This window comes from Paenibacillus sp. S25, assembly GCF_019454085.1.
Taxonomy (GTDB): Bacteria; Bacillota; Bacilli; order Paenibacillales; family Paenibacillaceae; genus Paenibacillus; species Paenibacillus polymyxa_B.
This window is the reverse complement of sequence record NZ_CP073683.1, coordinates 900,117-924,523: the sequence shown is the minus strand read 5'-3', so window position 1 is coordinate 924,523 and position 24,407 is coordinate 900,117. Positions and strand designations below refer to the sequence as shown.

Below are 24,407 nucleotides of genomic sequence, written 5' to 3'. Positions count from 1 at the left end.
CTTTTACAATAAAAGAAGCCAGACTTTGCCCAAATAAGGAAATTTAAGGCTAAGATGACGCTATAGCCGAACCAGACTACCTATGACTTGACCTTGCTTGCTTCTGCACACTTTGCAATAATTCACGAACTTGTCTATCCATCCAGCTTGTGAGCAAAGGATGCGGCAATAAAGGATCTCCTGAATAACGGTATTCGAGCCCCTGCAAGCGTTTAGGAATTATGTGGCTTGTAAAATATCCAGAACTCAAAAATAGCGGTGCCACAATAACATCATGACCCCGCTCCTGATTCCAATACGCTGCCTTGTCGTACACACTCTCGGGATTTAGCAAAGCGTGGTCCGTGATGATACCGCTCACGCTTTGCACCGTACGGGCCAACGAAGAAATCCCCTGCTCCCAGCGCTGAAAAAAGCCGTTGTGCACACTGCCGTGACCTACGAGTAAAATAACCTCTCTCGCAGGGTCGGCCGATAGCGGGCGAACCTTGTCCCACACCATGCGGGCAACATCTTCTCCGTCATCCAGCGGGCTGCCAAAATGTACTCGCGCCTTCACTCGAAATGGCTCCAAATCTGTTTCTTTGTCCGGCGCATCTTTGACACCCAGCGCATAGCTAATCTCATCTACATGCGTACTGCCTGATGACACAAACAAAGGTATAACCAATATATCTGTTACACCCAAGGCTTCCAAACGGTCAATACCATTTTGAATCAATCTTTCTTTAACCGTTTCCAAAAATGAAACCTCTACTGGTATTTCTTCCGGCAAATGAAGCTTTGCAACTGCCTGATCCACCTGTTCCACCCAATATGGCTCCCTAGAGCCGTGGCTGATTACCAGTATCCCAGGGCTCCGCATTAGCGTCCCAGACGTTCCAAAGTCATTTTATACCCATCATTACCATAGTTCAGACAACGTTTAACACGTGAAATGGTGGCTGTACTGGCTCCTGTCTCTGCTTCAATCTGATTATATGTGCTGCCTTTGCCTAGCATGCGGGCAACTTCCAGACGTTGGGAGAGGGATTGAATTTCATTAATCGTGCACAGATCATCAAAAAATACATAGCACTCTTCCAAATTTTTAAGAGTTAAAATAGCTTCGAACAATTGATCAATACTTTTATCATTAAGCTTCTTAAGCTGCATGGATTATCATCTCCCAAGGTTACGATCTCTCCTCATTGTACCCGAGGAATAGTCGGTTTTTCAAGCATTAACGGTTTCACGCATTACAGAACAACATTATGACCATAGAAACGTACCGTACGAATGCCCAAATCCGCTTTTATACCTGATTCCGGGACACGCGCCTAAACCCACTGTGCGTTTGTAACATACAGTAGAGTATCAACCTGCAAAGGAATGTGATCTCATGCCTGGACACTACTATCATCGGAGGCCGCTACAGCGTTCCCTTTCCGATCCGTATAGTTCATCTCCTTACCCCGGACTCGATCCATACAACGAGGTTCCGCAAGCCGGTTCTTCCGGGCTGGTTCCTTACGAGGCGCCAGCGAGTATTACGGATTCTGCCGTGGTCACACCAGACCCGGTTCCAGCCAAAGGAGGACTGCTTGGAGGTCTTGGCAACCTCAGTAATCTCAACGAAATCAAAGGCTTCATTGACCGTATGGGTGGTATTGATGGAATTGTTGCTACGGTCGGAAAGGTGCAAAAGGTCATGTCCAGTGTGCAGCAATTTGCTCCAATGGCGAAGCTGATTATGGGCTCGCTCCCAGCATTCGGCAAATCCGCGAGCAAAAATTCTGCAACAGATATCGCCGAGGAATTGGATGAATACACACCACCACGCCCACGTCGGAAAAAGACACAACGCAAAAGCACCACCACCACGCGCAGACGTCCGCGCAAGCGCAAAAGAAAGTAGACTAAACTATTTGAACCAGCCTCGGCGCATAAACCAGACCACCATTGCAACACTCAACAAAAACATGAAGAACAGTACGCCAAAATATCCATATTTCCAGCCCAACTCGGGCATATTCGAAAAATTCATACCATAGATTCCTGCAATCAGCGTCAAGGGCATAAAAACGGTCGTAATTACGGTCAGCGTCTTCATAATTGAATTCATGCGATTGGAATTGAGCGATATATAACTGTCCCTCAGGTCGGCTGTCATCTCGCGGTCGGCCTCCAGCATGTCTGTCAGCTTCAATAAATGATCATATATATCGGTAAAATAAGCCATATGATCTCCTTGGCCCTGCACATGCTGCGAATTCAAAACTCGGTACATCAGATCACGCATGGGTACGATGGTACGACGCAGCTTGAGCAGCCTGCCACGCAGGTCAAACACCTGCTTCATTAATTCCTCTACGGATTCGCGACCGCCCAAGCCCTCCAGCTCGGCCAATTCATCCTCAATCATAAAAAGGCTCGGAAAATAGTTATCTACCAGCTTGTCCATCACCGTGTAGGCTGCAGCCAGCGGTCCTCGCGACCATATTTTGCGTTCATTCGCATGCTGGACAATCCGCTCCCAGGCTTGATCCAGCTCCTCTAACTCATGATGGTGATATGTAACCAAAAAACGACTGCTAATAAACATATCCACTTCTTCCGCAGCTAACGTATCTACATCAAGCGCATGCACGACCAGAAACTGCACATCCTCGTAATAATCCAATTTGGGACGTTGCAGAACATGCATACAATCCTCCACAGCCAATGGGTGAAAATGAAAATAACTCGTCAGCAGCTCCGTCTCGCGATCTGTAGGCTCGCTAAAATCTACCCACATCCATATGTAATCGTCCATAACGATCTGATCCAATGGTTTTCCCACTGTTACCTGATGATCATGACCTATAGCCAATGTACGTATCACCGTACGCCCCCCTCGCTTACACTTCCGTCTGATATGTTATTTATATTTTATATAAGCCAATTAACATTATACAAATCTCACGCTCTATATTCCTTTTAATAAAGAAAAGGATATCTCCGGGCCCACATGCCTCCCAAGATATCCTTATAAAATAATCAATTCATTATAATTAAATCTTTTTCACAAGCCCCGTGCTTGTCGCTTCATATCTAAACCGTTCTCTTTAGCCCAAGCTTCCGCTTTCTGATTTAACGCCTTGCCGATGCCTTTATTACGATGTTTTGAATCCATCACAAAAACGACGATACGCACGTAATCTTCATCTCGCTCTCTTCCCCTGCACCCACTCATTCAAAAGTGAGGCAGGCTCTTTGCACGAAAAGGCGCAATCAGCGAGTCGTAGCGTAGCGGTCCATTTGAATCTGTAGAAGCGACAGCGTTCGCCTTTGCCTCTGAATTTTCACCTTATAAGGTCCTATACAATCCAAAAATTCAGGGGCAACAGCGATCGAAAGATCAAATGGATCGCGGAGCGGTCGCACACTACATCCTTACCTGCACTCACGGCAAACCTTGCCCACTTACAATACTTTTTCTAAGAAACTAATGGTCCGCTCATTTTTCGGATTACCAAATACCTCTTGTGGCGTTCCTTCTTCTACGATATAACCACCGTCCATAAACACGACACGGTCGCTTACTTCGCGTGCAAAACCCATCTCATGCGTTACGATCATCATCGTCATGCCTTCACGCGCCAGATCTTTCATTACTCCTAGCACTTCGCCCACCATTTCAGGATCGAGCGCTGAGGTCGGCTCGTCAAACAGCATAATGTCTGGGTTCATGGCTAGCGCACGTGCAATCGCCACACGCTGCTTCTGACCGCCGGAAAGCTGTCCTGGCAATGCATCTGCCTTATCGGCCAAACCTACACGATCCAGCAGCTTCATAGCCGTTTCCCGGGCCTCTGCCTTGGACTGTTTGCCCAGTTCAGTCGGCGCGAACATAATGTTCTTGAGCACGGTCATATGCGGAAACAGATTAAAATGTTGAAATACCATACCTATATTTTCACGGACTTTGTTAATGTCCACGTTTTTGTCACTCAAGTTGTAGTCATCGACAATGACCTCACCTGCGGTAATTTCTTCAAGCATGTTCATACAACGCAAAAACGTACTTTTCCCCGAACCAGAGGGGCCAATGACACACACAACTTCGCCTTCACGTACTTGCATGTCGATGCCCTTTAACACTTGATTACTACCATAGCTTTTTTTCAGGTTTTTAACGATAATTTTACCCACGGCGAACTCTCCCTTCAAGACGGTTGGAAATTTTGGTCAGGACTGTAATGACGATAAGATACATCACCGCTACTACCAGCCAAATATCAAAGGATTGGAATGTCCGCGCAATAATGATCTTACCCGATTGGGTCAATTCGACCAAACCGATAACAGACAAAATGGACGTATCCTTCAACGTAATAACCAACTGATTGATAAACGACGGGATCATGATTTTCACAGCTTGTGGCAAAATGATTTTAAGCATAGCCGTCCGATAGGGTAGACCCAGCGAACGAGCTGCTTCCATTTGTCCCGGATCAATGGACTGAATACCACCACGGATAATCTCAGTTACATACGCACCCGCATTCAGGGATAACGTCAATACAGCCGCAACAAAAAGCGGCATTTTGAAATCCAGTGCCTGTGGAATACCAAAGTAAATAAAGAAAGCAAGCACGATCAGCGGAATACCGCGGAATATATCGACGAATACAGTTGCAATACCACGGAACACCTTATTATGGCTTACTTTCATAAAGCCAAACACCAATCCCAGGATAAAGGCTACGAGTAAAGATACAAGTGTGTACAGCAACGTGTTTCCCATGCCCTTAATCAGTGAAGGCAGCGAAGCGGAAATCAGTCCCCAGCGGCTGGTCTGTACAGGCGCCACACCTTTGCCCGATTCGCCAAGGTATTTAGCCAAAATTTTATCGTATTCCCCGCTATTGCGCAGATTAACAAGCCCTGCATTAAATTTCTCCAGCAACTCCTGGTTCTTGCCTTGGTTAACAGCAAACCCGTAAGAAGCACCTTTTTCCTTATCTGTTACCAGCTTTAGACCGTTATTCTGGTTTACACCGTAAGCCAGTACCGGATAGTCATCAAAGCAGGCAACCGAATTACCTGTTTTAACTTCATCATACATTTGAGAAGAGTCGTCGAACGGTACTGTAGTAAAGCCGTATTTGGCCTTAATGGATTCTGCGAATGTGTAACCTTCCGTTCCTGTTTTGACAGCGACACGCTGCCCTTTCAAGTCTTCATAGCGTTTAACTGTATCATTATCCTTGCGGACCGCCATGACGACGCCTGAATCAAAATAAGGCTCGGTAAAATCAAATTTCCGCTTGCGTTCATCGGTAATACTCATCCCGGCAATGACACCATCCACTTGATTCGTTTCAAGGGCCTGCACTGCCGCGTTAAAGCCAAGAGGCTTAATGGTATATTCAAAATTCTGATCCTTGGCAATAGCTGCCAGCAAATCCATGTCGATACCGACAAATTTACCATCTACATCTTCAAACTCAAAAGGCGCGAACGTTGTATCCGTGCCGATATCATACTTTGTTTTATTTTCTGCATGTGCCACTACACCGAAATTACCGGCCAAGGCAACCACAAAAAACAAACAAATCATGAGTGCTATTAGTTTTCTAGATTTTTGCATAATTTCCTCCAGTCAGTTGAACGGTTCAAAGTTTTCTGTTTATTCTACAGGAGTTATTAAAAATTGACTACTTTGATGTCAGGTATTTTTTGAAAAACGTTTCATGGAACTATCTGGATGTGTAAACTTTAAAGAAGCAGTTTTGTCCCAGAATGCCAATAAGCCCCTGCCGCAAAAAGCGGACGGAAGCTTATTGTGTATTCTATAGTGTGTACCTTTTTTTCAAGAAATAATAATGGACTAGAAAAGAATTTTGAAAATCAATCCAGATAACAGCGCAGCAATCGGTATGGTTATGACCCAAGTAATAATAATTCGACCGGCCAGCGACCAACGCACAGCGGAAAAGCGCTTCGCAGAACCCACACCCAAAATAGCCGAAGTAATGGCATGAGTGGTACTTACGGGCAAATGAAGCAATGTAGCTGTGAAAATAACCGAGGCTCCCGAAATGTCGGCTGCAAATCCATTAATTGGCTCGATTTTAAAAATCTTGGTTCCCATCGTCTTGATGATTTTCCAGCCGCCGATAGACGTACCCAGCGCCATCGCTGTTGCGGCTGAAATTTTTACCCACATGGGCACTTCCAAATGGTCCTGATACCCCGCCGAAACGAGTGCGAATGTAATAATCCCCATCGCCTTTTGAGCATCATTCGTACCATGCGTGAACGACTGAAGCGCTGCCGTAATGACCTGCATTGTACGAAACCCTTTGTTCACCGTATGCGGACTACGATGAGCGAAGATGTATTTTAAAATCATCATCACGATGTAACCGACAACAAAAGCAATCAACGGGGAGAAAATAAGCCCTTCGACAATCCCGATGAAGCCGCTCCAGTTTAATTTATCCGATCCCGCACCTACATACACCGCTCCAGCCAATGCACCAATCAATGCATGAGAAGAGGATGAAGGAATACCGAACCACCAGGTTAAGAGGTTCCAGATAATCGCAGCGATCAGCGTCGCAATGACGATTTCAATTCCATTCGTAAGCTTGGTTGGATCAGCGACACTTCCACCAATGGTCTTCGCAACCCCTGTAAACAATATTGCCCCGAGAAAGTTCATGACCGCAGCCATAATAATCGCACGTCGCGGGGTCAATGCACGGGTCGATACCGAAGTTGCAATCGCGTTCGCCGTATCATGAAAACCATTAATAAAATCAAAAGCCAGAGCAAGAAAAATAACAATACCCAATACCAATAAACTTGTATCCATGTAAAAGGACTCCCTTACGAGTTACGCATAATGATGGATTCCAGCATATTTGCAACATCCTCGCATGAATCCGTTGTCGTTTCAAGGCGTTCGTACAATTCTTTGCGTTTAATCAGTTCAATAGGGTCAGTTACAGTTGCAAACAGGTTTTTAATGCAAATACGCAACAATTCATCCCCCTGATTTTCCAAATCATTCAGGCGAATAGTGTATTCACGAATGGCCAGCAATTTTTTCTGTGAAAGCAAATGCACAGCTTTCTGAATTTCGTAAGCTGATTGACGCAAAATATCAGCGAACTGCACAATATACTCGTCCGGCTCCGTAATATTGTACATATAAAAACGAGAAGCCGTCGCTTCAAGACCGTCCAACACATCATCCATGGTTGTTGTCAGTTCCATGATGTCATCGCGTTCCAACGGCGTAATGAAGGTCTTGTTCAGTTCAGTAATAATCGTGTGTGTGTAATCATCACACTTATTTTCATACTTCTTCATTTCATTTGTAAACAAAGTTACATCCTGAAGATTTGAAGTATGTTGGGCAAAATAATCGGCTGCTTGCACGATCGTATCTGCCATATTTTCCAACGTCTCGAAGAATATATCCTTTTTCTTCAATCTCATAACGATTACCCCTTTACGAAAATATCCGCAACCTGTTTCGACTGCAATAGACAACCTTTGCTATCTTATCACACTCATCAATGTTTTTGTAATGTTTGTAAAAGCAAATTTCATGATATACGTATACAGTGCCCGACATGGAAGGTCATTATCCGACATTTTTTCCCTAAAAAGGTGTATTTCGTTTTCTAATTCGCTTCTATGGTTACATGTTCCTTTAGTGAAGTATCTGAAGGTACCACATGTATATAGGATGTACCTGGTGTTAACGGGATTTCAACCCCATTTTTCATAAAACGAATCGCATCGCCTGGTGTATGTTGCCACTCAGCCTGTATTAACTGTCCTTGTTGAAACACCATGGCCTCTCCGCTAGCGTCCAACTCAACACTTAATCTGCCTACATCATCCAACGTTCGATGTCTAGCGCTCATCACAATGACATTGGCTGCTGAGAGCTGTTGGTTATTATTTTGATCCACATGTGACTTTTCGTTCACAAAACGCTTATATTGTTGATCCGCTGGATCATAGGTATAAGATACCCGATAGCTTTTAAGCAAAAACCGGATTTGTAAAGATACTGCTGTCTCGTCCACCATAACTGGGGTTTCACCGGATTTAAGGTAAGAATATACTGGAACGTCCGTCTGCTTGGCATACCCTTTACTATCGCTTCCTTTGCGCAGTCTGTTCACGTCTGTGTATAAATTATGTGGAGGACGACGATCTTTGCTTCGCCAGAAGTAAGCCCCTCCATTTGAAATCTCATCCAGATGTTCCTTCCGCTGCTGCTGTAAAATCGCATAGGCATCTGTGCTTCCCCCTGCGTGTATCGGCAACGCGCCATAGGTTTCGCCCAGCTCAATCAAATACGGCCGAATGCTACGGACTGGTCCGATCTTTACATCTCCGCCATGACTTTGGAAAAAAGCGACCAGACGGGTAATCCCGCCTTCTGCAAGAACTTCATATACCATGTCTGCCTGGCTAAGTCCTGCCTGTGGACGTGCAGCAGGAGCATTATTGATCATGACAGCGAGCGGTCGCTCCAAAACTGGCTGCTCCACCGGAAGACCGGTGAGCGAAGCTGTAAATACCGGAATAGACTGCTCCTTCGGCGGTTCAAGTGCCTCCTTCTCTGTTTCTTGCTTGGTCAGTTGGGGAACGGATTCAGATTCACCCGTATTGGACATAGCAGAACAAGACATCAGCATCATGCATAACAGAGCTGAGGCCATCACACGCAACCAATGATTTCGTTGGGAAATGGGCCCGGACAAGTTCATCCCTCCACTTAGTTATTTTTCTCATTATAAGCTTTATTTCCTGTTTTTGTCTTGATTGAAGCGTGAGCAATCTATAGAATACTTATCTAAAGACATTAAAATTTAAAAAATATTTAGACTTTGTGATTTTTATCACAAATAACTGTAACTGAACCTACTACAATAAAGGTGTAGCAAAGATGATCATCCCCAACAAAATGAAATACAACCAACATTATAGATTAAGAAAGAGGAGTGGTTTGAATGTTTAACAGCTGGTTACGTGAGAACAAAGTCGCAATGTGGTTGCTGACTGTAGTACGGGTTTATCTAGGGTATGAATGGATGACCCACGGACTTGAAAAGCTGACAGGTGGATTCGATGCAGGCGGATTTATCTCGGGGGCCATTGCTAAAACAGGTGGAGAACATCCCGCTGTACAAGGCTGGTGGGGATCGTTCCTGGAAGCCTTTGCCCTGCCGAATGTAGGTTTGTTCAACGTCCTAATCCCATTGGGTGAGTTCTTGGTAGGGGTTGGCCTGCTTCTCGGTACATTGACTACACTGGCTGCTTTGATGGCTATGGTTATGAACTTCTCGTTCCTATTCTCGGGTACAGTAAGCACCAATGCAATCTACCTGCTGTTTGAAATCTTCCTTGTAGTTGCTGGTGCAAATGCCGGAAGAATTGGCTTTGACCGTTGGGTACTGCCCTTCCTGCGTGGACTGTTTCGTAAAAATAAAGATACCTTTCCAGCGGACCCTAGTCGAAAAATAGCTTAAACATCCCAAAATAACCGTTATCCTCCGGGATAATGGTTATTTTTTTGCGCTGTTATGCTCACAAGGGGTCTTTCAGCTCCTTCTAACTCGAACTCTTTTATCGGATTCATCATCCCCTCCAAACGTTTACAAGTTGGATACAACATGGAATGCTCACGATACATTTACCCTATACACTACAGTTACATCAAAGAACGTAATGGAGGGTTATATCATGAAAAAAATTACCAAAGCCTATCTCATGCTCGCAGCCGTAACTTTCACAGTGCAGACTATGGGAATGGGATATACGACATCAGCCAAAGCGGCGACGTCTACTACGACATCTCAGGCAGAAAGTGTACAACATATCTCCAAGACCTTCGAGCAGCTACTACGCCAACCCGGCAAGCTACCTCAGGCATTCACTTATTTGCAAAAGCATATTCAATCCATTCCAGCCTCTCAAGCTACCATCATGGTGCTTCATCTGGAAAATGCGCAGAACCAGCAATTGGATTCCTATGCAAAGACGTTCTACCCGGCCTCTGTTCAAACCAAAATAAATCAAATCTATAAACCCGGTGATTCGTTCACAAATGTAATCAGCCGTTCAAGCGATGCGAACCTGAAAAAGTTGCTAACTCAAACAAGAGATGCCGGCTACAAACTTGAAACTGCAGAAGGCATGTACTACCCAGTCATCAACTATGAAAAATATAAAGTCTTCGGGAAGCACACCTCGACAGATATCCGCAGCTATATTGACATCATGGCGATGGAATCCGGACAGACGGCTACCAAGGATGCCGCGCTCCGTATCGGCTACCAACAGTTAGCCGGACGAGTGCTGGCACAGGAGGCATTTTTAAACCAATATCCACACTCCAACCGTACACAAGCTATAAAAAAGTTGCACGATCTGTACTTCTTCTATACTTTCTATGGCACGAACAATACGCCATTATTCGATTATGATACCGGGAAGATTCATCCGAATGCCAAAAAAGGGTATCAACTCGTCGTTCAACGTAATATGGATTCGAAGAGTACCTACATTCAAAAGCTGAAAGCATTTATGACACTGTTGGATCAAAATGGATACCAGCGTACTACGCAGGTATCCACTTGGCTAAAAAAGAACGTGCCTTCTAATTAATCGAAGACGCAACATACACAAAAGAACTTCCATTCCCACACACCATGTGGATTTGGAAGTTCTTTTTTTACATTTACGTATCACTTTCTTGTCCAAAAGCCCAACAATTGAGACTCAACGAGCCAAGGACATACGACTGAAAAAGCTTATGCGCGGAGCGCTCATGATCTGCAGCCCCCATCGCATAAAACAAAGGTGAAAAATGCTCTATTCCATAAGAAGGTACCGCCTGTTTGGCATATGGAGCCTTTTTGTCATATTGGAATAGGTGACGCAAATTCCAGTCTTGGAGCTGCTGTGCAATCCAGTCATCATATTGAACGGCCCAATCGGCTGGCTCACTCGTCTGCTTGAGTGTCCGCAAGTTGTGGACCAATCCGCCGCTACCGATAATCAAAATCCCTTGTTCTCGCAACGGCGCCAGCATCCGTCCAATCTCGTATTGCTCCTGGGGAGCGCGCCGAGAATCAATGGATAAGGGTACGACCGGTATGTCCGCATCAGGATATATATGCCGCAAAACCACCCATGCCCCATGATCCAGTCCTCGGTTCCGAACCGGCTGGTGGAACAGGTTATGCTGACTGAACAGATGCTCTATCTCCTCATACAGCTTTGGATCGCCTGGTGCAGGGTAATCGATTGAGTACATTTCTTCGGGAAAGCCATAGAAATCGTGCAACGCTGCATGCTGATCATCCGCGCCGATACATTGATCGGGGCTATCCCAATGCGCGGAAAAAATGACAATTCCTTTGGGTCGGGGCAGGCTCGCGCCCAGCTTTGCAAGAAAGCTGGTATATGCGTTATTTTCTACAGCCAGTGTCGGTGAACCATGCGCAACAAAAATTGAGGGTAATGTCATCGCTGCCAACCTCCACACGCCAGTATAGTGTTACTCTTCCATTTTACTCCGGCGGAGGCGCAATTTCCAATACAATCCGTTACACTCTGAAATCAGATCATCCAGTGCTGCCAATCCCGTTGAATATTTTCCTGCTCATCCAGCCATTCAAGTGTCCGATCAATGAGCCGTTGCCGCTCTTTACCTGACGAGAAAGTGTGATCCCCCTGGAAAATAATCTCTTTATCACAGCGCCCCTCTGGGCGCATCCAGAATACCTTTTGAAACAGAAATGCATAATCTACAGGAATAATATCATCCGAGGTGCCATGAATAACGAGCACATCTCCGTTAAATTTAACGGCCTCCTGGAACGGCTGAAATTGAGCTAACGACTCAAAATAAGCAGGCGTAAACTTATAGCCCAAATAGTCGGCATGACCGGTTTTAACAGACTCATCGTACACGCTTCGCTCCGTAATTTTGACGATGTCGTTGAATGGATAGCCCACTGCTGACCAAAGAACCAGATTTTGTACTCTCTTATCCCGTACGGCTGTGAGAAGGGCAACCGCGCCCCCCAGACTGTGACCGATCAGCGTAACCTTGGTCGGGTCAATGTCCGCACAATTGACGGCGTAATCCAACACGGTACGTGTCTGATTAATCATGGACTCGAGCCCCTGCTTGCCGTATTCACCTGTGCTTTCCCCACAACCGGCAAAATCAAAACGCAGGACAAAGTATCCCCCTTCGGCCAGTTCACGCGCAGTCTTGACGAATAATCGATCTACTCCGATACGATTGCCTACAAAACCGTGACATATAACAACGAGGGGAACTCGTCTCTGACGCTCTCCCTCATTTGTACGGTTTGGATAATGAATTGTTGCGGCCAGTTCTTCATGTTCAAAGCGAATTCCAATTTGCCGTTCCATCCTGATTCCCCCTGTTTCAAGCTTCACTACATTTATGAATTCAAGCTCATATAGTAACGTGGAATATCCATCCAGGATATTCATTCACTTTAATTCCGATAAGTTTAATAAGTTTTATAGTAAAATCAGTCTATCATCGCCCTGCTTCCTTGTCAACCTGTCAGTTCACATCGTTAAAAAAGTAAACAAATAGCGCTCCCCGATGCGATTCCAGAGAACGCTATACTACACTTATTAGATTGAATCCACTACATTAAAGTAGACATTCGTTATTCGTAGCTGTTCCTAAACATTTGGTGGGTCTCCGTTCGTCCCTCCCACTCCAGCTTACAAGAGGCACCGTTATGTTCATCCTCATGCCACAGGCTGCGGTAATTCTGTGCACCTAGTTCACCTGCAAATTCTGTATCCTCAGCCACTTCAATATCATCCAGTATACGGTAGGTTGGAGAAGTTCCTTGAACACTCCGGTGACTCACATTTGTAGACGAGGCCACCCCGCTATTCCTGTTCGAAGCGTTTGCCAATCGTTTTTGGACTGAATAATCTGCCTGGTTCTCCAGTTTCATGATGCCACACCCTCTTAACGTTTATATTCAGGTTGCTCTATGTGCTCACCCTTTATCCAGTTTGAGGAGAATGCAGCGGTAATATACATTCTATAGATAAAGTCTTTTGCCATCCGACGCTTCCTCACGTATACTGTCTTTGTTACGAAATGGCGGTTCCATCAGCCCGGGATACGCTCATAAAGCAGGAGGAAGAAATGAATAAAGCAAAAAATTATACGCTTATTGCATGGATTGCCTTGTCTATGTTTTTTTTGACACAGGCAATTATCGGATGGTTTGTCACCTTTACAGGCGGGGATATCAAACCCTTTGAAAAAATCAGCCTATCCACCCTTATCATCATCGCCGCAGGAGCCATTCTACTCGTTGAAGCCCTGATGAATTTTATGGACCGTCCCGAAGAAGGCGAGGAGACACAACAGCCAGAACATGCCCCTGTAAAGCCCCAGATGAATCTTAAATCCATCTTGATGTATGTTGTGTTAGTTGTCGTGATTCTTGTCGCCGGACTAGCGTTGCGCAGTGTACTGCCGGTATTCAGGATCTCCCCTTGGGTAAATTTAATTCTCGCCGCCATCGGCTTTATTGGACTCAAACCGATTTTTCTGCGTAAAAAACGTTCATAGCCTGCAATTCTCATTATATGGAGCTGTCTCATTTTGGATCGTAGCAGCTCCTTTTCATTTCGATCGGGCAACCGACTTACAGCTTGGGTGTGCGCCAAAAAGCCGTATTCCTGGTCTGCAAGAAGCTGCATGGGGGAATACGGCTTGATATACTTTAGAACTTATTTGGAAAATAGTTGTTCTGCATTATCCAGAGCAATTTTATGTCCCATCGCGGAATAGTCCAGCCAAGGCTGTCCGTCCAACATGTAGACATGCCCTTGCTTCACCGCTTTGAGACCTTGCCATACTGCATTTCCTTCCAGCTGTTTGTATACCTTTTGGGCATCCGCACCTTTACTGATGATAACAAGGATCGCATCGGCATCATAATCCGGTAAAACCTCTTGGGAAACAACCTGATAAGCCTTGTTGATCTTTTCTACACCTTTGGCTGGCTTCAAGCCCAAGTCCTGATACAACAGCGGTCCTACGGGACGCTTCATCCCCATAACACGAACCTCTTTCGCCGTCACACGTACAGCCATAACCGTTCCGTCCCCAATTTTTGAACGAATCAGCTTTTTGACTCGTTCCTTCTGTGTATCATAATCTTTTAGAAATGCGTCTGCCTGTGCTTCATGTTTGACCATAACGGCTATTTTTTTCAATTGATCCTTCCATGTGCCTTCATCCAGATCAAAAACTTCAGTCGGCGCAATTTTTTCAAACTTGGCCACATCGGTCCCCGAATATTTTTTGTCCAAGAAAATATGATCAGGTTGAAGTTCCAATACCGCTTCCATATCCGGGTCTGTGACAACACCTAGCTTACGGGTACTTTGAAGACGATCTTTTACATGGGGCAGAAAATCCTTCACATCTCCACCAATGACCGAACCAGCCGGAGTAATGCCCAATGCCAGCAGGTTGTTCGTCAAATGAATAGACATCGAAGCAATACGCGAATCCGCACTAATGGTTGTCTGCGCACTGCCAGCCGCTTTCGTATCGGTAGCCTGTTTGTCGGCTGCTTGTCCGCAAGCGGACAGCATGATCATGCATACAACAAGAGTTGTGACTACCCATGAACGTTTAAAACCTGAACCCTTAAATTTGTGCTTTCTCATGATTACTCTCTCCTATGCTACAGAAACTCTACATTATAATGATCAATATAGAAGGCTTCTACTTAGTGTTTTTTTCAGCGTGTTGCAACCTTTGCAGCATTTGACTTCATATGTGCCTATTCCTTATGTCATTTTGTTCGGGACAACAGGAATAAAAAATACGGAGCTCCTACCACAGCAACCACCACACCTGCGGGAATCGCATTCGGCTGAAACACCGAACGCCCAATCGTGTCTGCGGTGACCAGAATAACGACCCCGACCAAACAGGCTACTGGCAGCAAATGCTGGTACATCGGCCCAACCAGACGGCGAGCCAGATGAGGCGCAATCAGCCCAATAAAACCGATGCCTCCGGCCATGGATACGCTGGCACTCGATAGAGCCACGGCTGCGCCCAGCAGTATCAGTCGCTGACGCTTCACACTTGTACCGATTCCAGCTGCAGTCTCGTCACCCAGCGACAGGTTATTCAGGCTACGCGTCTGCGACAGAACATAGGGCAACACAATGACAATCCACGGCAGCAAAGCCGCTGCATGTATCCAGTCCCGGCCCCATACGCTGCCAGCCAACCAACGTGCAGTAAATGCGTATGTATCCTCATCCAGCCGCAACGACCAATACAGCGTTATGGCGCTAAGGCCCGAGGCTACACCGATGCCGGACAAAATCAGACGCACGGGCACGATTCCTCTGTTGCGGTTATAGGACAACAAAACAATCAGCACCGCCGCAAGGACACCTCCTGCAAAGGTAAATAAGGGGATCAGCATGGCTGCCGATCCTTCCAGATCGCGAAAAAAACTAACGAACATTACCAGCCCCAACGCAGCCCCTGCGTGAAGTCCAAGAACTCCCGGATCAGCAAGTGCGTTCCGTGACAAACCTTGCATGACCGCCCCGGCTGCGCCTAGTCCCGTTCCAGCCAGCACCGTTACAACAATACGAGGCAGACGATACTCGAACAGAACGATATGATCACGTCCGTTGCCACCGCCAAACAACGTATCCAGCACGCGTAGCGGTGGAATACGAATCGTTCCGGTATTCAAACCCAAAACAAGGACAGCAAAGCTGATCCCCGCCAAAACCAAACAAACGAGCCAAGCCTTTGTCGTCCTTTTATCCCCGGTCCCTAAAGAGCGTCTCACTATAAATCCCTCCTTTCCTTACGGGCGAGAAAGAGGAAAAAGGGTACTCCGATAAAAGACACCATAATTCCAATAGCTAGCTCCTCTGGCGGGTTTGCCATTCTCGCTCCCAAATCTGCCAGCACCAGTAATACGGCTCCCAATAACGCAGACAGCGGCACGATCTGGCGATAATCCACACCGATTAGCTTGCGAGCAATATGTGGGATAACCAAACCTACAAAGCCGATGGCTCCGGCAGCCGATACAGATAGGCCAGCCAGTACCACTACAGTCAGCAGACCCAAAAGCCGGATACGCCTGAGATTCAACCCAAGGTTTAACGCCACCTCATCGCCCATCGAAATCAGCGAAATGGAACGTGCCAGCCCCATAGACCAGGCGATCACAATAAGCAAAATCGGTGCAAGAATCTCAAGCTGCGACCATTTAATCCCGGCTACACCACCCGCATACCAGAAGGCTAAATCCTGACTTAGATCAAAATAAATCGCAATCCCCGAAGTCATGGAACCTAACAAGGCAGCCGTCACAGCTCCAGACACCGTCAATCTCATAGGTGTCAATCCTCCAGGTGCAGATGCTCCCAGACCAAATACTAGTAAGGTACTCATCAGCGCCCCCAGGAACGACAATACTATTAACGTCCCATAAGGTAGATTGGGGAAAAAGGCAAAACTCACTGCAACTACAAACATCGCTCCTGCGTTAATGCCCAGCACACCTGTATCTCCCAGCGGGTTGCGTGTAATACCCTGAATCAGAGAGCCTGCCACCGCCAGCGCAGCTCCAATAACAGCTGCACCGAGTACACGCGGTAATCTCAGCTCGTGAATGATCTGATGTGTCATTAGCGAACGATCATAGTGAAATACTGCCGACCACACGGTGCTTACGATCAAATCCTTGGCTCCGAGAGAAATGGCGGCGAATATGGCCAAAGCCAACAATACAGCCGAAGCTGTGAACAACAACGCCTGCCGAACCCTACCCGCTCGAAGCACTGGACGTGCTGTTATGTCTACTTCAGGAACTGCCCTCTCTGTCTCAGCTGTATGTTTGTCCATGCTGTCTTTAGACTGCATTTGGTGAGGTCACTCCCTCCATACCTGAAAATCATCACGTCTCTTATAACGATAACGATAATGATAATTATTATCAACTTGATACATAATAGCATGTTTCTATGACATTGCAAGCCAAAAACTGTTCCCCCTTAGGAGGAACAGTTTTTGAATATATCTATATGATTTTACTGCACAAATGACTCCAAACGGGCCTCTCTTTAGTACGTAGGCCAGCCTGCCGAATCCCACTTCAAATCACTAATCAAAAGCTTTGGATTTCCACCATCAGTGGCATCATAGGCATGACGTGCAATCACACTGTTGTTATAGACAGATTGTCCACCCGGTCCCTTCCAACGGTCATTCCCTGCATCCAGTATCGTTCCACCGCCATCCATCAGGCTTTTGCCGCTCTTGTCCACATACGGTCCGGTAATACTAGTAGAGCGACCGTAAATAATCTTATAATTACTGTCTACGCCTTTGCAGCAGTTATCAATGGAAGCAAACAGATAATAATACCCGTCACGGTATGTAACATGTGGCGCTTCCAAACCACCAGCCGTACGCTTGGCGATAGAATAGATCTGGCCCGTAGGCTTCATCGTATTCTTGTCCAATCGAGTCACTTTCAAGCCTGAATTCCATGAACCAAAGGAAAGCCACGGGTTACCGGAAGCGTCAATGACGAGATTCGGGTCAATGGCATTATAATCGTTAGCATCCGTCGTACGCAGCACTAGTCCATCATCTCTCCAACTCCCCGCGCCAATGCTCGTTGCGGAAGCTAGTCCGATAGCCGAGGTCCGGGCACCAAAAGTAGAAATGGAATAGTACAGCCATACCCGTCCATTGTACTTTTGAGCATCCGGTGCCCATACATCGTTAGTCTTTTGCTTAGGTACATACGATTTCCACCATGATGGCGGCGACAGGAATATTTGCGGCAATCTGTAAAAATTGCGTCCGTCGTCCGATCTTTGAACCTGTATCCCCTGCCCTGTGGAGAAAATATACCATGCGTTGCCTTCCTTCGTAATGGACGGATCATGCACTGCCACATCGCCAGTTAACGCCCAATGCTCTGCGGATGCAGATGGCATCACTGACAGCATTAAAGCAGCCGAGGTTACGGCAGCAAACGCCGTTCGGGTCAATTTACTCTGTACTGATTTTTTCCATGCTTTCAACATTCTTTCGCACCTCCGAATGAGTATCTTATAATGAAATTCAGGTGACACGCCTATTACATTAGTGTTTTTACTTATGAAGTTACCCATATATTAACCTATCACATTCAGTTTTGTAAACGCTTTATTTCAAATAAAAAGAAATTCATAAACTACGCATAACACTATAGATACGAGGAGTTTGCAAAATCCTGATACAAAAAAGGAGCCCGTAGGCTCCTTTTCAAATTAACATATTAAATAGATTTTCGTTTTTGTTCAGTTCCGTATATTTAAGCCCCTTGCGGTTCATTCGTTCAATTAAAGGAAGATAGTCTTCCTTGTGGAACAGCTCAATGCCGACCAGAGCTGGTCCATTTTCCTTATCATTCTTTTTCGTATATTCAAACCTAGTAATATCGTCGTCTGGTCCAAGCACATCCTGTAGAAACTCACGCAGTGCCCCAGCTCTTTGCGGGAAATTCACCATAAAATAATGCTTCAGTCCTTCGTAAATTAGGGACCGTTCCTTAATCTCCTGCATACGATCTATATCGTTGTTACCACCGCTGACGATACAGACAACCGTTTTGCCTTGAATCTGCTCGCGATACAAATCAAGTGCTGCAACAGGCAGTGAACCCGCAGGCTCCACAACAATCGCATTTTCATTATACAGCTCCAGAATCGCGGTACATGCTTTGCCTTCCGGTACCTTCACAATATCGTCCAAGGTATGTTTACAAATATCGTATGTCAGCTGACCCACACGCTTCACTGCAGCTCCGTCAACAAACTTGTCTATTTGATCCAGTGTAACCACCTTGTGCAAACGCATCGCTTCCGTCATCGACGCTGCGCCGAGGGGTTCCACGCCAATTACCTTGGTGGACGGACTCACGGTTTTAACATACGTACCTACGCCTGCCGCCAAACCGCCGCCGCCAATCGTTACGAACACATAGTCCATAGGTGTATCTAGGCTCTCCATCACTTCCATCGCAATCGTACCATTGCCTGCAATAATTTTCGGCTGATCGAACGGATGGATGAAGGTCATTGCCTGCTCGCTGCACACCTTCATGGCCTCGTCATAGGCATCGTCAAACGTGTCTCCGGTCAGAATGACCTCTACACTGTTACCGCCAAAGCGACGAACCTGCTTGACCTTCTGATTGGGCGTTGTACTCGGCATAAATATTTTACCGTGGATACCAAGTGCATTACATGAAAAAGCCACACCTTGCGCATGATTCCCCGCACTCGCACACACGATTCCTTTTTCCATTTGCTCAGGGGTCAAGCTGCGGATCATGTTGTAAGCTCCACGGATTTTAAAAGACCGCACGACTTGGAGATCCTCTCTTTTCAGATACACATTACAGTTATATTTGGCCGATAGGACGGCATCCCTCTGTAAAGGTGTACGTACAATCACCTCACGCAGCATATGATGCGCCCGTACAATATCCTCCATGGCAACGGTTGACGCCATGGTCGGGTCAGTTTTCTGGGTTTCTGTTGGTTCCATAGGTTCTCCACGCTCCGCCTGAATATTTCTGTATTTGGGCATTTTGCATAAATCCCAAGAGCGATTTCAAATCAGCAATATACAGATCGAAACGATTTAGTTCGTCTATATATTGTACTTTTGAGCGTCAGGAATCGAATTATGCAAAGTGCTGTATTTGAAATCTTTCAAATATCATACCACGTTTACCCATAGCTTGTGCAGATGATAGTCATGAAAATGAGAATGAAAATCAATCGAATCTAAAAAAGGCAGACCGGGACAATGCCCGCTCAGCCTTTTCTGACGTTGCACATTTCTTGTATTCCATTGCTCTATTTAATACCTTTCCGATTATCCTTTTACTCCGCCTGCCGTCATCCCTTCAATAAAGTAACGCTGGAAGAACAGGAACACGACGAGAATCGGTAAAATAGCCAAAACGGATCCCGCGATCAGCACATCATAATTGTTGCCATACGGCGTCAGCAGACTGGACAGTCCAATTGGCAGTGTCAGCATGTCGTTGGTACGTAATACAATCATCGGCCACAGGAAGTTATTCCAACTGTTCATCGCCTGCAAAATAGCCATTGCCGCAAATGCAGGCGCCATCAGAGGCATCATAATCCGCAAGAAAATGCCATATTCTGAACAGCCGTCAACCCGCGCAGCATCCATAAAGTCCTTGGGAACACCACTCAAATATTGACGGAAGAAAAAGATCGGGATCGGCGCGACGACGAAAGGTAGAATTACGCCCCATACTGTATTAATTAGCTTCATGCCAATCATTAGCTTGTAGAGCGGCAGCATGATAATTTCTACCGGGATCATCATCACGACCAGTACCAGTGTGAAAATCACATTTTTCAATCTAAAACGGTACATCTCCAGACCGTAGCCCACCATCGCGGACAATATCAGACATAATACCGTAAACAAGACGGTAATGACAATACTGTTCCAGTACCATTGAAAATAATCCGTCGTCCCCTGAAAAATGAACGCATAGTTTTTCAAGGACATGATGCCCCACTCCAGCTTAAGATTCAAGCCGTAGCGCAGCAGCTCCGTCGATGGCTTGAACGAGGCAAGCGTCACGGCAAATAGCGGAAACAGGGCAAACCCGGCAAACAGAATGAACAGGACAACGAGCAATACGGATAACGAGCCTTTTTGTTTCTGAGCCATCGCTTAATCCTCCTTCCGGAACATGCCGAAAAATTTGAGCTGGATCAGGTTCAGCACGAGTGTAAATACGAGCAATACAATGCCCACCGCAGCTCCAAAGCCCATACTGTTCTGCTCCAGACCTTGGCGATAGAGATAGCCAACAATCGTTAAACCAATATCGTTCGGGGAGTTATTTCCGTTCCACAACATGTAGCTCTCCGTGAACATGGACAACCCCGCATAAATGCTAATCGTAAATACGTAGATCGTCACTGGTTTCAGCATAGGAATCGTTATCCGCCAAAATGAATCGAAACGACTGGCTCCATCAATCTGCGCAGCTTCATACAACTCGGGAGGAATGTTCTGGAGTCCCGACATGTAATAGAGCATGTTCACGCCCAACCATCTCCACAAGGCCAGCACGATCAACGCTAAAAAGCCGGTGTTCGCGTTCATTAGCCATTTGTAAGGCTCCAGACCGAATACCCCCAACAGGGAGTTCATCAGAGAACCATCCAATTCCCCGAACATGAGGCGGAAGATCGTTCCTGCTACCACCACCGAGGTTAGTGCAGGTATAAACATCACGGAGCGAAACAACCCTCTGCCCGGCATTTTAGGCGAATTCAGCAATACCGCCAATACCAGCGGCAGAGGAATCAGCACGACCAGGGTAAGCAGCGTGTACAGGACGCTATTCAATATCGCCTTTCCAAACGTAGGATTGATTAAGTCCTTATAATTCTCCAGTCCAACATAAGTTGTTATCCCTGGCAGAACTTCCTGAAAGCTCATAATGACTGTCGAGATGACCGGATAGGCAAAAAATAGCGCAAAGGACAGTAAAAATGGAAGGACAAACACATACGGTGCCGTACGGCTGGAATGAATAAAGCGACTCCATCGGCTCCTGGTCGGACGCTGAGGCTGTGGCGGCTGACCTGTCGGTACATTAGCGTTCGTATGAACGGGCGTTGCCATGAATCTCACTCCCTTTCCTGTTGGGGTCTATCTCAGTTCATCTGCCAGCTCATGTAGCACCGTGGCTGGATCTTCGCCATTCTGTAGTGTCCGATAAAGTATTTTATTGCGCACAGCACTGGCGATATCAGGCGTTTTCGGTCCAATATGCACCGCATTGATTTCATCTTTGACTTCGATGAGCGTGTCAAAAATATTCGTTCCGAAATAATCCGTAAATTTATTCTTGGCTTTGGCTTCCGGCAATGCCCACACTTCACTACGGATGGGATCAAAACCTAGCTGCTTCCAGATCTCCACATTCCCTTGCTTGGATAGCTTGGCAAAGGCCAGAAAGCGCATCGCCAGATCCTGGTGCTGCGATTGGTTCGTGACTACCGTTCCGGTTCCACCCATACCCGCTGAGCGATAACCGCCTTTTTCCCACGCCGGCATAGGTCTGATGATGATTTTACCTTTCAGGTCAGGCATGTAATCCGTAAAACGCCCCATGTACCACATCGGCATCCATACCGAAGCGGCCCCACCTTTGTTCATAAATCCGTAGTATTCCTCCATGTGATGCCCGCCGCCCGGTGCGGGAATAGCGATTTTGTCTTTTACCATCTGTTGAAGAAACTCGAGTGTTTTAATATTGGTTTCGTTATCCAACGTCAACTCTCCCTTGTCATCCAGAAAATCTGAATTTTGCTGGGAGATCATCGGCCAATAGCTCCATAGATCATTCGTTTCTAAGGTCGCCATGGGCTTGCCTGTTTTCGCCAGTACTTGCTTGCCAGCAGCAGCATAGTCTGCCCAGGTGACGATGGAATCCGGGTTTACCCCCGCCTGATCCATAACCTCTTTATTGTAATACATCACTTCGGCCCCAACGTGGAAGTCAATGCCGTAATATTTACCGTCTTTGCCGTAAATCTGTACTCTGGAAGGCACAATGTTATTGATCTCGGGGTCAATCACCGGATTGAGCGGGACCAGCTGCGGTATGCCTTTGAGGAAATTACCGATCTTGTTCACCTCGATATCCGCGATATCCGGCGCTCCCACCCCCGATTGCAGCGCAATCGACAGCTTACTGTGATGGTTGTCATAAGGAAATGTATTCGCTTTCAAATTAATCAATTCATCAGGGTGCTGTTGGTTCCATTGGTCAGCCATTTGCAGAAAAAACTTCTCATGCAGTTCATTGAACGTCCATAATACAAGTTCTGTTCCCGGCCCATCCTTTTCATCGGTCTTGAAAGAACAGCCTTGCAGCAGTCCAGCCATCAAAACCACCGCCATAAGCATCAAAGCCATGCTTTTTCTTCGCAGCAGCATATCCTTCCCCCTTCGCATGATGAAATCCTAATTCGTAAATGATTGCGCTTTCTTTTATTATTTAACATCAACACAAATTAGTTTACAACAACATTATTTATAAAATATTTATTTTCAACGCAGATTAGCGTCTCCTTTGCATTATAGGGGGAAAATGAATTGAATGAGGCTATGATGATTTTTGCATAAAAAAGAGGCCCCCCTCGAATTGAAACTCGAAGTTGGGCCTCGCTTTTTTAACTACTCTTGGGAATGGGCTGCTTCGTCCTTCACTTCTTCCCGAAATGATCTAATACTTTCTTTACGACGATTATTTTTTTCTTCGATCTGCTTACGCTCCTCGTTGCTGATTTCAGAGGAAAATTCGTTTAGATATCCTTCAGCTTCATGCAGGTTCTGCTGTGTGTTCTGAATACTTTGTTGCAAATGTTCAACATTATCGGCTCGATTATCTGGTTTTGCCATTCGTTTGTCGCCTCCTAATAATGGGGTCGCTCAGTAGAGCGCTAATCCGTAGCTTGATCGCTATCGGGTCATTTTATGCATTAAAATGCTCCCCAAACCACTTTCCTGCGGCTTCGGCTTCAGTCCGAGTCAATTGATGACCATTGCGTTCCCAATATGCTTCCACCTGCGCTCCGGCCCCATCCAATAATGCTTGCAGCTCCTGAGATTCTGAAATCGGAACAATCGGATCATTCTCACCGGAAGACAAAAATACAGGGATACCATTCAAAGCTGGCAAATCCAGGCCACGCAACGGCACCATTGCATGGTGCAAAATAGCTCCACGTAACGCTTTTGCATCGTGAAAGAGCATGCTGGCGGCTATGTTTGCACCATTGGAATAACCAAGAGCCACCACGTTATTACGGTCAAAATCGTATTGCTCTGCTGCTGTGTCCACAAATTCGCTCAGTTCTTTGGTGCGAAATACGAGATCCTCGATGTCGAACACTCCTTCTGCCAAACGGCGAAAGAAACGCGGCATCCCATTTTCCAGCACGTTTCCTCTCACGCCTAACACAGAAGCTCCCGGTGCTACCATCTCAGCCAAAGGTATCAGGTCTTGTTCGTTCCCGCCTGTACCATGCAACAGCAAAATAACCGGGGCTTGCGGATGATTTCCTTTACGAAATACGTGTTTCATTTATATTTCCTCCTCATTTTTTCTTTAAATTAAGATTCTTATTTTTAGTATAAATTAATTATAGCCAACTTCGCTGGCTTTTACAAACCTAATTAGCCTGATCTACATCTTTTTTCTAAAATGATG

26 protein-coding genes are annotated in these 24,407 nt (G+C 46.0%); 4 read left to right on the top strand and 22 right to left on the bottom strand.

The window, feature by feature from the left end; translation table 11 throughout:
* Positions 1 to 76: 76 nt before the first annotated feature.
* On the bottom strand, positions 77 to 865 hold the full coding sequence (locus tag KAI37_RS04165) for a sirohydrochlorin chelatase (protein ID WP_220030774.1): 789 nt from the start codon (positions 863 to 865) through the stop codon (positions 77 to 79).
* Entirely contained in the window at positions 865 to 1,155 is a 291-nt protein-coding gene (locus tag KAI37_RS04160) for a YerC/YecD family TrpR-related protein (protein WP_007428885.1), read from the bottom strand. Before KAI37_RS04160 ends, KAI37_RS04165 begins: the two co-directional genes overlap by 1 nt.
* A 226-nt stretch (positions 1,156 to 1,381) precedes the next feature.
* On the opposite strand from KAI37_RS04160, the gene KAI37_RS04155 reads away from it, so the two are divergent.
* A complete protein-coding gene (locus tag KAI37_RS04155) occupies positions 1,382 to 1,897 on the top strand; it encodes a tyrosine protein kinase (protein WP_075153753.1) in 516 nt (171 codons plus the stop codon).
* Positions 1,898 to 1,903: 6 nt separating this feature from the next.
* Here the strand turns inward: KAI37_RS04155 and corA are convergent, their stop codons facing one another.
* The 7 genes from corA to KAI37_RS04120 form a co-directional block, all read right to left on the bottom strand.
* Positions 1,904 to 2,863, bottom strand: coding sequence for a magnesium/cobalt transporter CorA (gene corA, locus KAI37_RS04150; RefSeq protein ID WP_071639592.1), 960 nt, complete (start codon positions 2,861 to 2,863; stop codon positions 1,904 to 1,906).
* A gap of 180 nt (positions 2,864 to 3,043) precedes the next feature.
* Positions 3,044 to 3,214, bottom strand: coding sequence for a GNAT family N-acetyltransferase (locus KAI37_RS04145; protein WP_345945617.1), 171 nt, complete (start codon positions 3,212 to 3,214; stop codon positions 3,044 to 3,046).
* A 230-nt stretch (positions 3,215 to 3,444) separates the two neighbouring features.
* Positions 3,445 to 4,173 (bottom strand): amino acid ABC transporter ATP-binding protein, encoded by a 729-nt coding sequence (locus tag KAI37_RS04140; protein WP_061830844.1) that lies wholly within the window; start codon positions 4,171 to 4,173, stop codon positions 3,445 to 3,447.
* Entirely contained in the window at positions 4,166 to 5,614 is a 1,449-nt protein-coding gene (locus KAI37_RS04135) for an amino acid ABC transporter substrate-binding protein/permease (protein ID WP_220030772.1), read from the bottom strand. The genes KAI37_RS04140 and KAI37_RS04135 overlap by 8 nt, the downstream gene beginning before the upstream one ends.
* A gap of 240 nt (positions 5,615 to 5,854) precedes the next feature.
* Positions 5,855 to 6,844 carry an inorganic phosphate transporter gene (locus KAI37_RS04130; RefSeq protein ID WP_071639590.1) on the bottom strand — a complete coding sequence of 330 codons (990 nt, stop codon included), beginning with the start codon at positions 6,842 to 6,844 and terminating at the stop codon, positions 5,855 to 5,857.
* A gap of 14 nt (positions 6,845 to 6,858) precedes the next feature.
* Positions 6,859 to 7,473 (bottom strand): DUF47 domain-containing protein, encoded by a 615-nt coding sequence (locus KAI37_RS04125; protein ID WP_007428879.1) that lies wholly within the window; start codon positions 7,471 to 7,473, stop codon positions 6,859 to 6,861.
* Between the two features lie 188 nt (positions 7,474 to 7,661).
* Positions 7,662 to 8,756 carry a DUF3048 domain-containing protein gene (locus KAI37_RS04120; RefSeq protein WP_220030771.1) on the bottom strand — a complete coding sequence of 365 codons (1,095 nt, stop codon included), beginning with the start codon at positions 8,754 to 8,756 and terminating at the stop codon, positions 7,662 to 7,664.
* 249 nt (positions 8,757 to 9,005) lie between these two features.
* On the opposite strand from KAI37_RS04120, the gene KAI37_RS04115 reads away from it, so the two are divergent.
* Together KAI37_RS04115 and KAI37_RS04110 are read left to right on the top strand one after the other, a co-directional pair.
* A complete protein-coding gene (locus KAI37_RS04115) occupies positions 9,006 to 9,524 on the top strand; it encodes a DoxX family membrane protein (protein ID WP_071639588.1) in 519 nt (172 codons plus the stop codon).
* A 214-nt stretch (positions 9,525 to 9,738) separates the two neighbouring features.
* On the top strand, positions 9,739 to 10,662 hold the full coding sequence (locus tag KAI37_RS04110) for a hypothetical protein (protein ID WP_220030770.1): 924 nt from the start codon (positions 9,739 to 9,741) through the stop codon (positions 10,660 to 10,662).
* Positions 10,663 to 10,735: 73 nt separating this feature from the next.
* Here the strand turns inward: KAI37_RS04110 and KAI37_RS04105 are convergent, their stop codons facing one another.
* The 3 genes from KAI37_RS04105 to KAI37_RS04095 form a co-directional block, all read right to left on the bottom strand.
* Positions 10,736 to 11,527, bottom strand: coding sequence for a dioxygenase family protein (locus tag KAI37_RS04105; RefSeq protein ID WP_023987081.1), 792 nt, complete (start codon positions 11,525 to 11,527; stop codon positions 10,736 to 10,738).
* 92 nt (positions 11,528 to 11,619) lie between these two features.
* Entirely contained in the window at positions 11,620 to 12,444 is an 825-nt protein-coding gene (locus KAI37_RS04100; RefSeq protein ID WP_071644203.1) for an alpha/beta hydrolase, read from the bottom strand.
* A 269-nt stretch (positions 12,445 to 12,713) separates the two neighbouring features.
* On the bottom strand, positions 12,714 to 13,013 hold the full coding sequence (locus KAI37_RS04095) for a hypothetical protein (protein ID WP_023987079.1): 300 nt from the start codon (positions 13,011 to 13,013) through the stop codon (positions 12,714 to 12,716).
* 197 nt (positions 13,014 to 13,210) lie between these two features.
* On the opposite strand from KAI37_RS04095, the gene KAI37_RS04090 reads away from it, so the two are divergent.
* On the top strand, positions 13,211 to 13,642 hold the full coding sequence (locus KAI37_RS04090; protein ID WP_071639585.1) for a hypothetical protein: 432 nt from the start codon (positions 13,211 to 13,213) through the stop codon (positions 13,640 to 13,642).
* Positions 13,643 to 13,803: 161 nt separating this feature from the next.
* Here KAI37_RS04090 and KAI37_RS04085 read toward each other — a convergent pair whose 3' ends face one another.
* The 10 genes from KAI37_RS04085 to KAI37_RS04040 all read right to left on the bottom strand — a co-directional run bounded on the left by KAI37_RS04085 (position 13,804) and on the right by KAI37_RS04040 (position 24,281).
* Positions 13,804 to 14,751, bottom strand: coding sequence for an ABC transporter substrate-binding protein (locus KAI37_RS04085; protein WP_071639584.1), 948 nt, complete (start codon positions 14,749 to 14,751; stop codon positions 13,804 to 13,806).
* Between the two features lie 128 nt (positions 14,752 to 14,879).
* Positions 14,880 to 15,905 (bottom strand): FecCD family ABC transporter permease, encoded by a 1,026-nt coding sequence (locus KAI37_RS04080; RefSeq protein ID WP_071639583.1) that lies wholly within the window; start codon positions 15,903 to 15,905, stop codon positions 14,880 to 14,882.
* Positions 15,905 to 16,972 (bottom strand): FecCD family ABC transporter permease, encoded by a 1,068-nt coding sequence (locus KAI37_RS04075; protein WP_481856611.1) that lies wholly within the window; start codon positions 16,970 to 16,972, stop codon positions 15,905 to 15,907. Before KAI37_RS04075 ends, KAI37_RS04080 begins: the two co-directional genes overlap by 1 nt.
* Before the next feature lie 218 nt (positions 16,973 to 17,190).
* A complete protein-coding gene (gene abnA / locus KAI37_RS04070; RefSeq protein ID WP_023987074.1) occupies positions 17,191 to 18,165 on the bottom strand; it encodes an arabinan endo-1,5-alpha-L-arabinosidase AbnA in 975 nt (324 codons plus the stop codon).
* 220 nt (positions 18,166 to 18,385) lie between these two features.
* Complete coding sequence (ilvA, locus tag KAI37_RS04065; RefSeq protein ID WP_071644201.1) at positions 18,386 to 19,672, bottom strand: threonine ammonia-lyase IlvA; 1,287 nt, start codon at positions 19,670 to 19,672, stop codon at positions 18,386 to 18,388.
* Between the two features lie 333 nt (positions 19,673 to 20,005).
* Entirely contained in the window at positions 20,006 to 20,845 is an 840-nt protein-coding gene (locus KAI37_RS04060) for a carbohydrate ABC transporter permease (protein WP_104496698.1), read from the bottom strand.
* A gap of 3 nt (positions 20,846 to 20,848) precedes the next feature.
* Positions 20,849 to 21,811, bottom strand: a complete 963-nt coding sequence (locus KAI37_RS04055; RefSeq protein WP_023987071.1) for a carbohydrate ABC transporter permease — start codon at positions 21,809 to 21,811, stop codon at positions 20,849 to 20,851.
* Positions 21,812 to 21,838: 27 nt separating this feature from the next.
* A complete protein-coding gene (locus KAI37_RS04050) occupies positions 21,839 to 23,131 on the bottom strand; it encodes an ABC transporter substrate-binding protein (RefSeq protein ID WP_220030768.1) in 1,293 nt (430 codons plus the stop codon).
* Between the two features lie 240 nt (positions 23,132 to 23,371).
* Positions 23,372 to 23,596, bottom strand: a complete 225-nt coding sequence (gene tlp / locus KAI37_RS04045; RefSeq protein ID WP_013308822.1) for a small acid-soluble spore protein Tlp — start codon at positions 23,594 to 23,596, stop codon at positions 23,372 to 23,374.
* A 73-nt stretch (positions 23,597 to 23,669) separates the two neighbouring features.
* Positions 23,670 to 24,281, bottom strand: a complete 612-nt coding sequence (locus KAI37_RS04040; protein ID WP_220030767.1) for an alpha/beta hydrolase — start codon at positions 24,279 to 24,281, stop codon at positions 23,670 to 23,672.
* Positions 24,282 to 24,407 lie beyond the last annotated feature (126 nt).

Bases quoted from the DNA above. Each gene is read 5' to 3' on its own strand.
- KAI37_RS04165 (WP_220030774.1), bottom strand. From the start codon at position 865: ATGCGGAGCCCTGGGATACTGGTAATCAGCCACGGCTCTAGGGAGCCA.
- KAI37_RS04160 (WP_007428885.1), bottom strand. From the start codon at position 1,155: ATGCAGCTTAAGAAGCTTAATGATAAAAGTATTGATCAATTGTTCGAA.
- KAI37_RS04155 (WP_075153753.1), top strand. From the start codon at position 1,382: ATGCCTGGACACTACTATCATCGGAGGCCGCTACAGCGTTCCCTTTCC.
- KAI37_RS04145 (WP_345945617.1), bottom strand. From the start codon at position 3,214: ATGAGTGGGTGCAGGGGAAGAGAGCGAGATGAAGATTACGTGCGTATC.
- KAI37_RS04135 (WP_220030772.1), bottom strand. From the start codon at position 5,614: ATGCAAAAATCTAGAAAACTAATAGCACTCATGATTTGTTTGTTTTTT.
- KAI37_RS04130 (WP_071639590.1), bottom strand. From the start codon at position 6,844: ATGGATACAAGTTTATTGGTATTGGGTATTGTTATTTTTCTTGCTCTG.
- KAI37_RS04125 (WP_007428879.1), bottom strand. From the start codon at position 7,473: ATGAGATTGAAGAAAAAGGATATATTCTTCGAGACGTTGGAAAATATG.
- KAI37_RS04115 (WP_071639588.1), top strand. From the start codon at position 9,006: ATGTTTAACAGCTGGTTACGTGAGAACAAAGTCGCAATGTGGTTGCTG.
- KAI37_RS04110 (WP_220030770.1), top strand. From the start codon at position 9,739: ATGAAAAAAATTACCAAAGCCTATCTCATGCTCGCAGCCGTAACTTTC.
- KAI37_RS04105 (WP_023987081.1), bottom strand. From the start codon at position 11,527: ATGACATTACCCTCAATTTTTGTTGCGCATGGTTCACCGACACTGGCT.
- KAI37_RS04100 (WP_071644203.1), bottom strand. From the start codon at position 12,444: ATGGAACGGCAAATTGGAATTCGCTTTGAACATGAAGAACTGGCCGCA.
- KAI37_RS04095 (WP_023987079.1), bottom strand. From the start codon at position 13,013: ATGAAACTGGAGAACCAGGCAGATTATTCAGTCCAAAAACGATTGGCA.
- KAI37_RS04090 (WP_071639585.1), top strand. From the start codon at position 13,211: ATGAATAAAGCAAAAAATTATACGCTTATTGCATGGATTGCCTTGTCT.
- KAI37_RS04085 (WP_071639584.1), bottom strand. From the start codon at position 14,751: ATGAGAAAGCACAAATTTAAGGGTTCAGGTTTTAAACGTTCATGGGTA.
- KAI37_RS04075 (WP_481856611.1), bottom strand. From the start codon at position 16,972: ATGGACAAACATACAGCTGAGACAGAGAGGGCAGTTCCTGAAGTAGAC.
- abnA (WP_023987074.1), bottom strand. From the start codon at position 18,165: ATGTTGAAAGCATGGAAAAAATCAGTACAGAGTAAATTGACCCGAACG.
- ilvA (WP_071644201.1), bottom strand. From the start codon at position 19,672: ATGGAACCAACAGAAACCCAGAAAACTGACCCGACCATGGCGTCAACC.
- KAI37_RS04060 (WP_104496698.1), bottom strand. From the start codon at position 20,845: ATGGCTCAGAAACAAAAAGGCTCGTTATCCGTATTGCTCGTTGTCCTG.
- KAI37_RS04055 (WP_023987071.1), bottom strand. From the start codon at position 21,811: ATGGCAACGCCCGTTCATACGAACGCTAATGTACCGACAGGTCAGCCG.
- KAI37_RS04050 (WP_220030768.1), bottom strand. From the start codon at position 23,131: ATGCTGCTGCGAAGAAAAAGCATGGCTTTGATGCTTATGGCGGTGGTT.
- tlp (WP_013308822.1), bottom strand. From the start codon at position 23,596: ATGGCAAAACCAGATAATCGAGCCGATAATGTTGAACATTTGCAACAA.
- KAI37_RS04040 (WP_220030767.1), bottom strand. From the start codon at position 24,281: ATGAAACACGTATTTCGTAAAGGAAATCATCCGCAAGCCCCGGTTATT.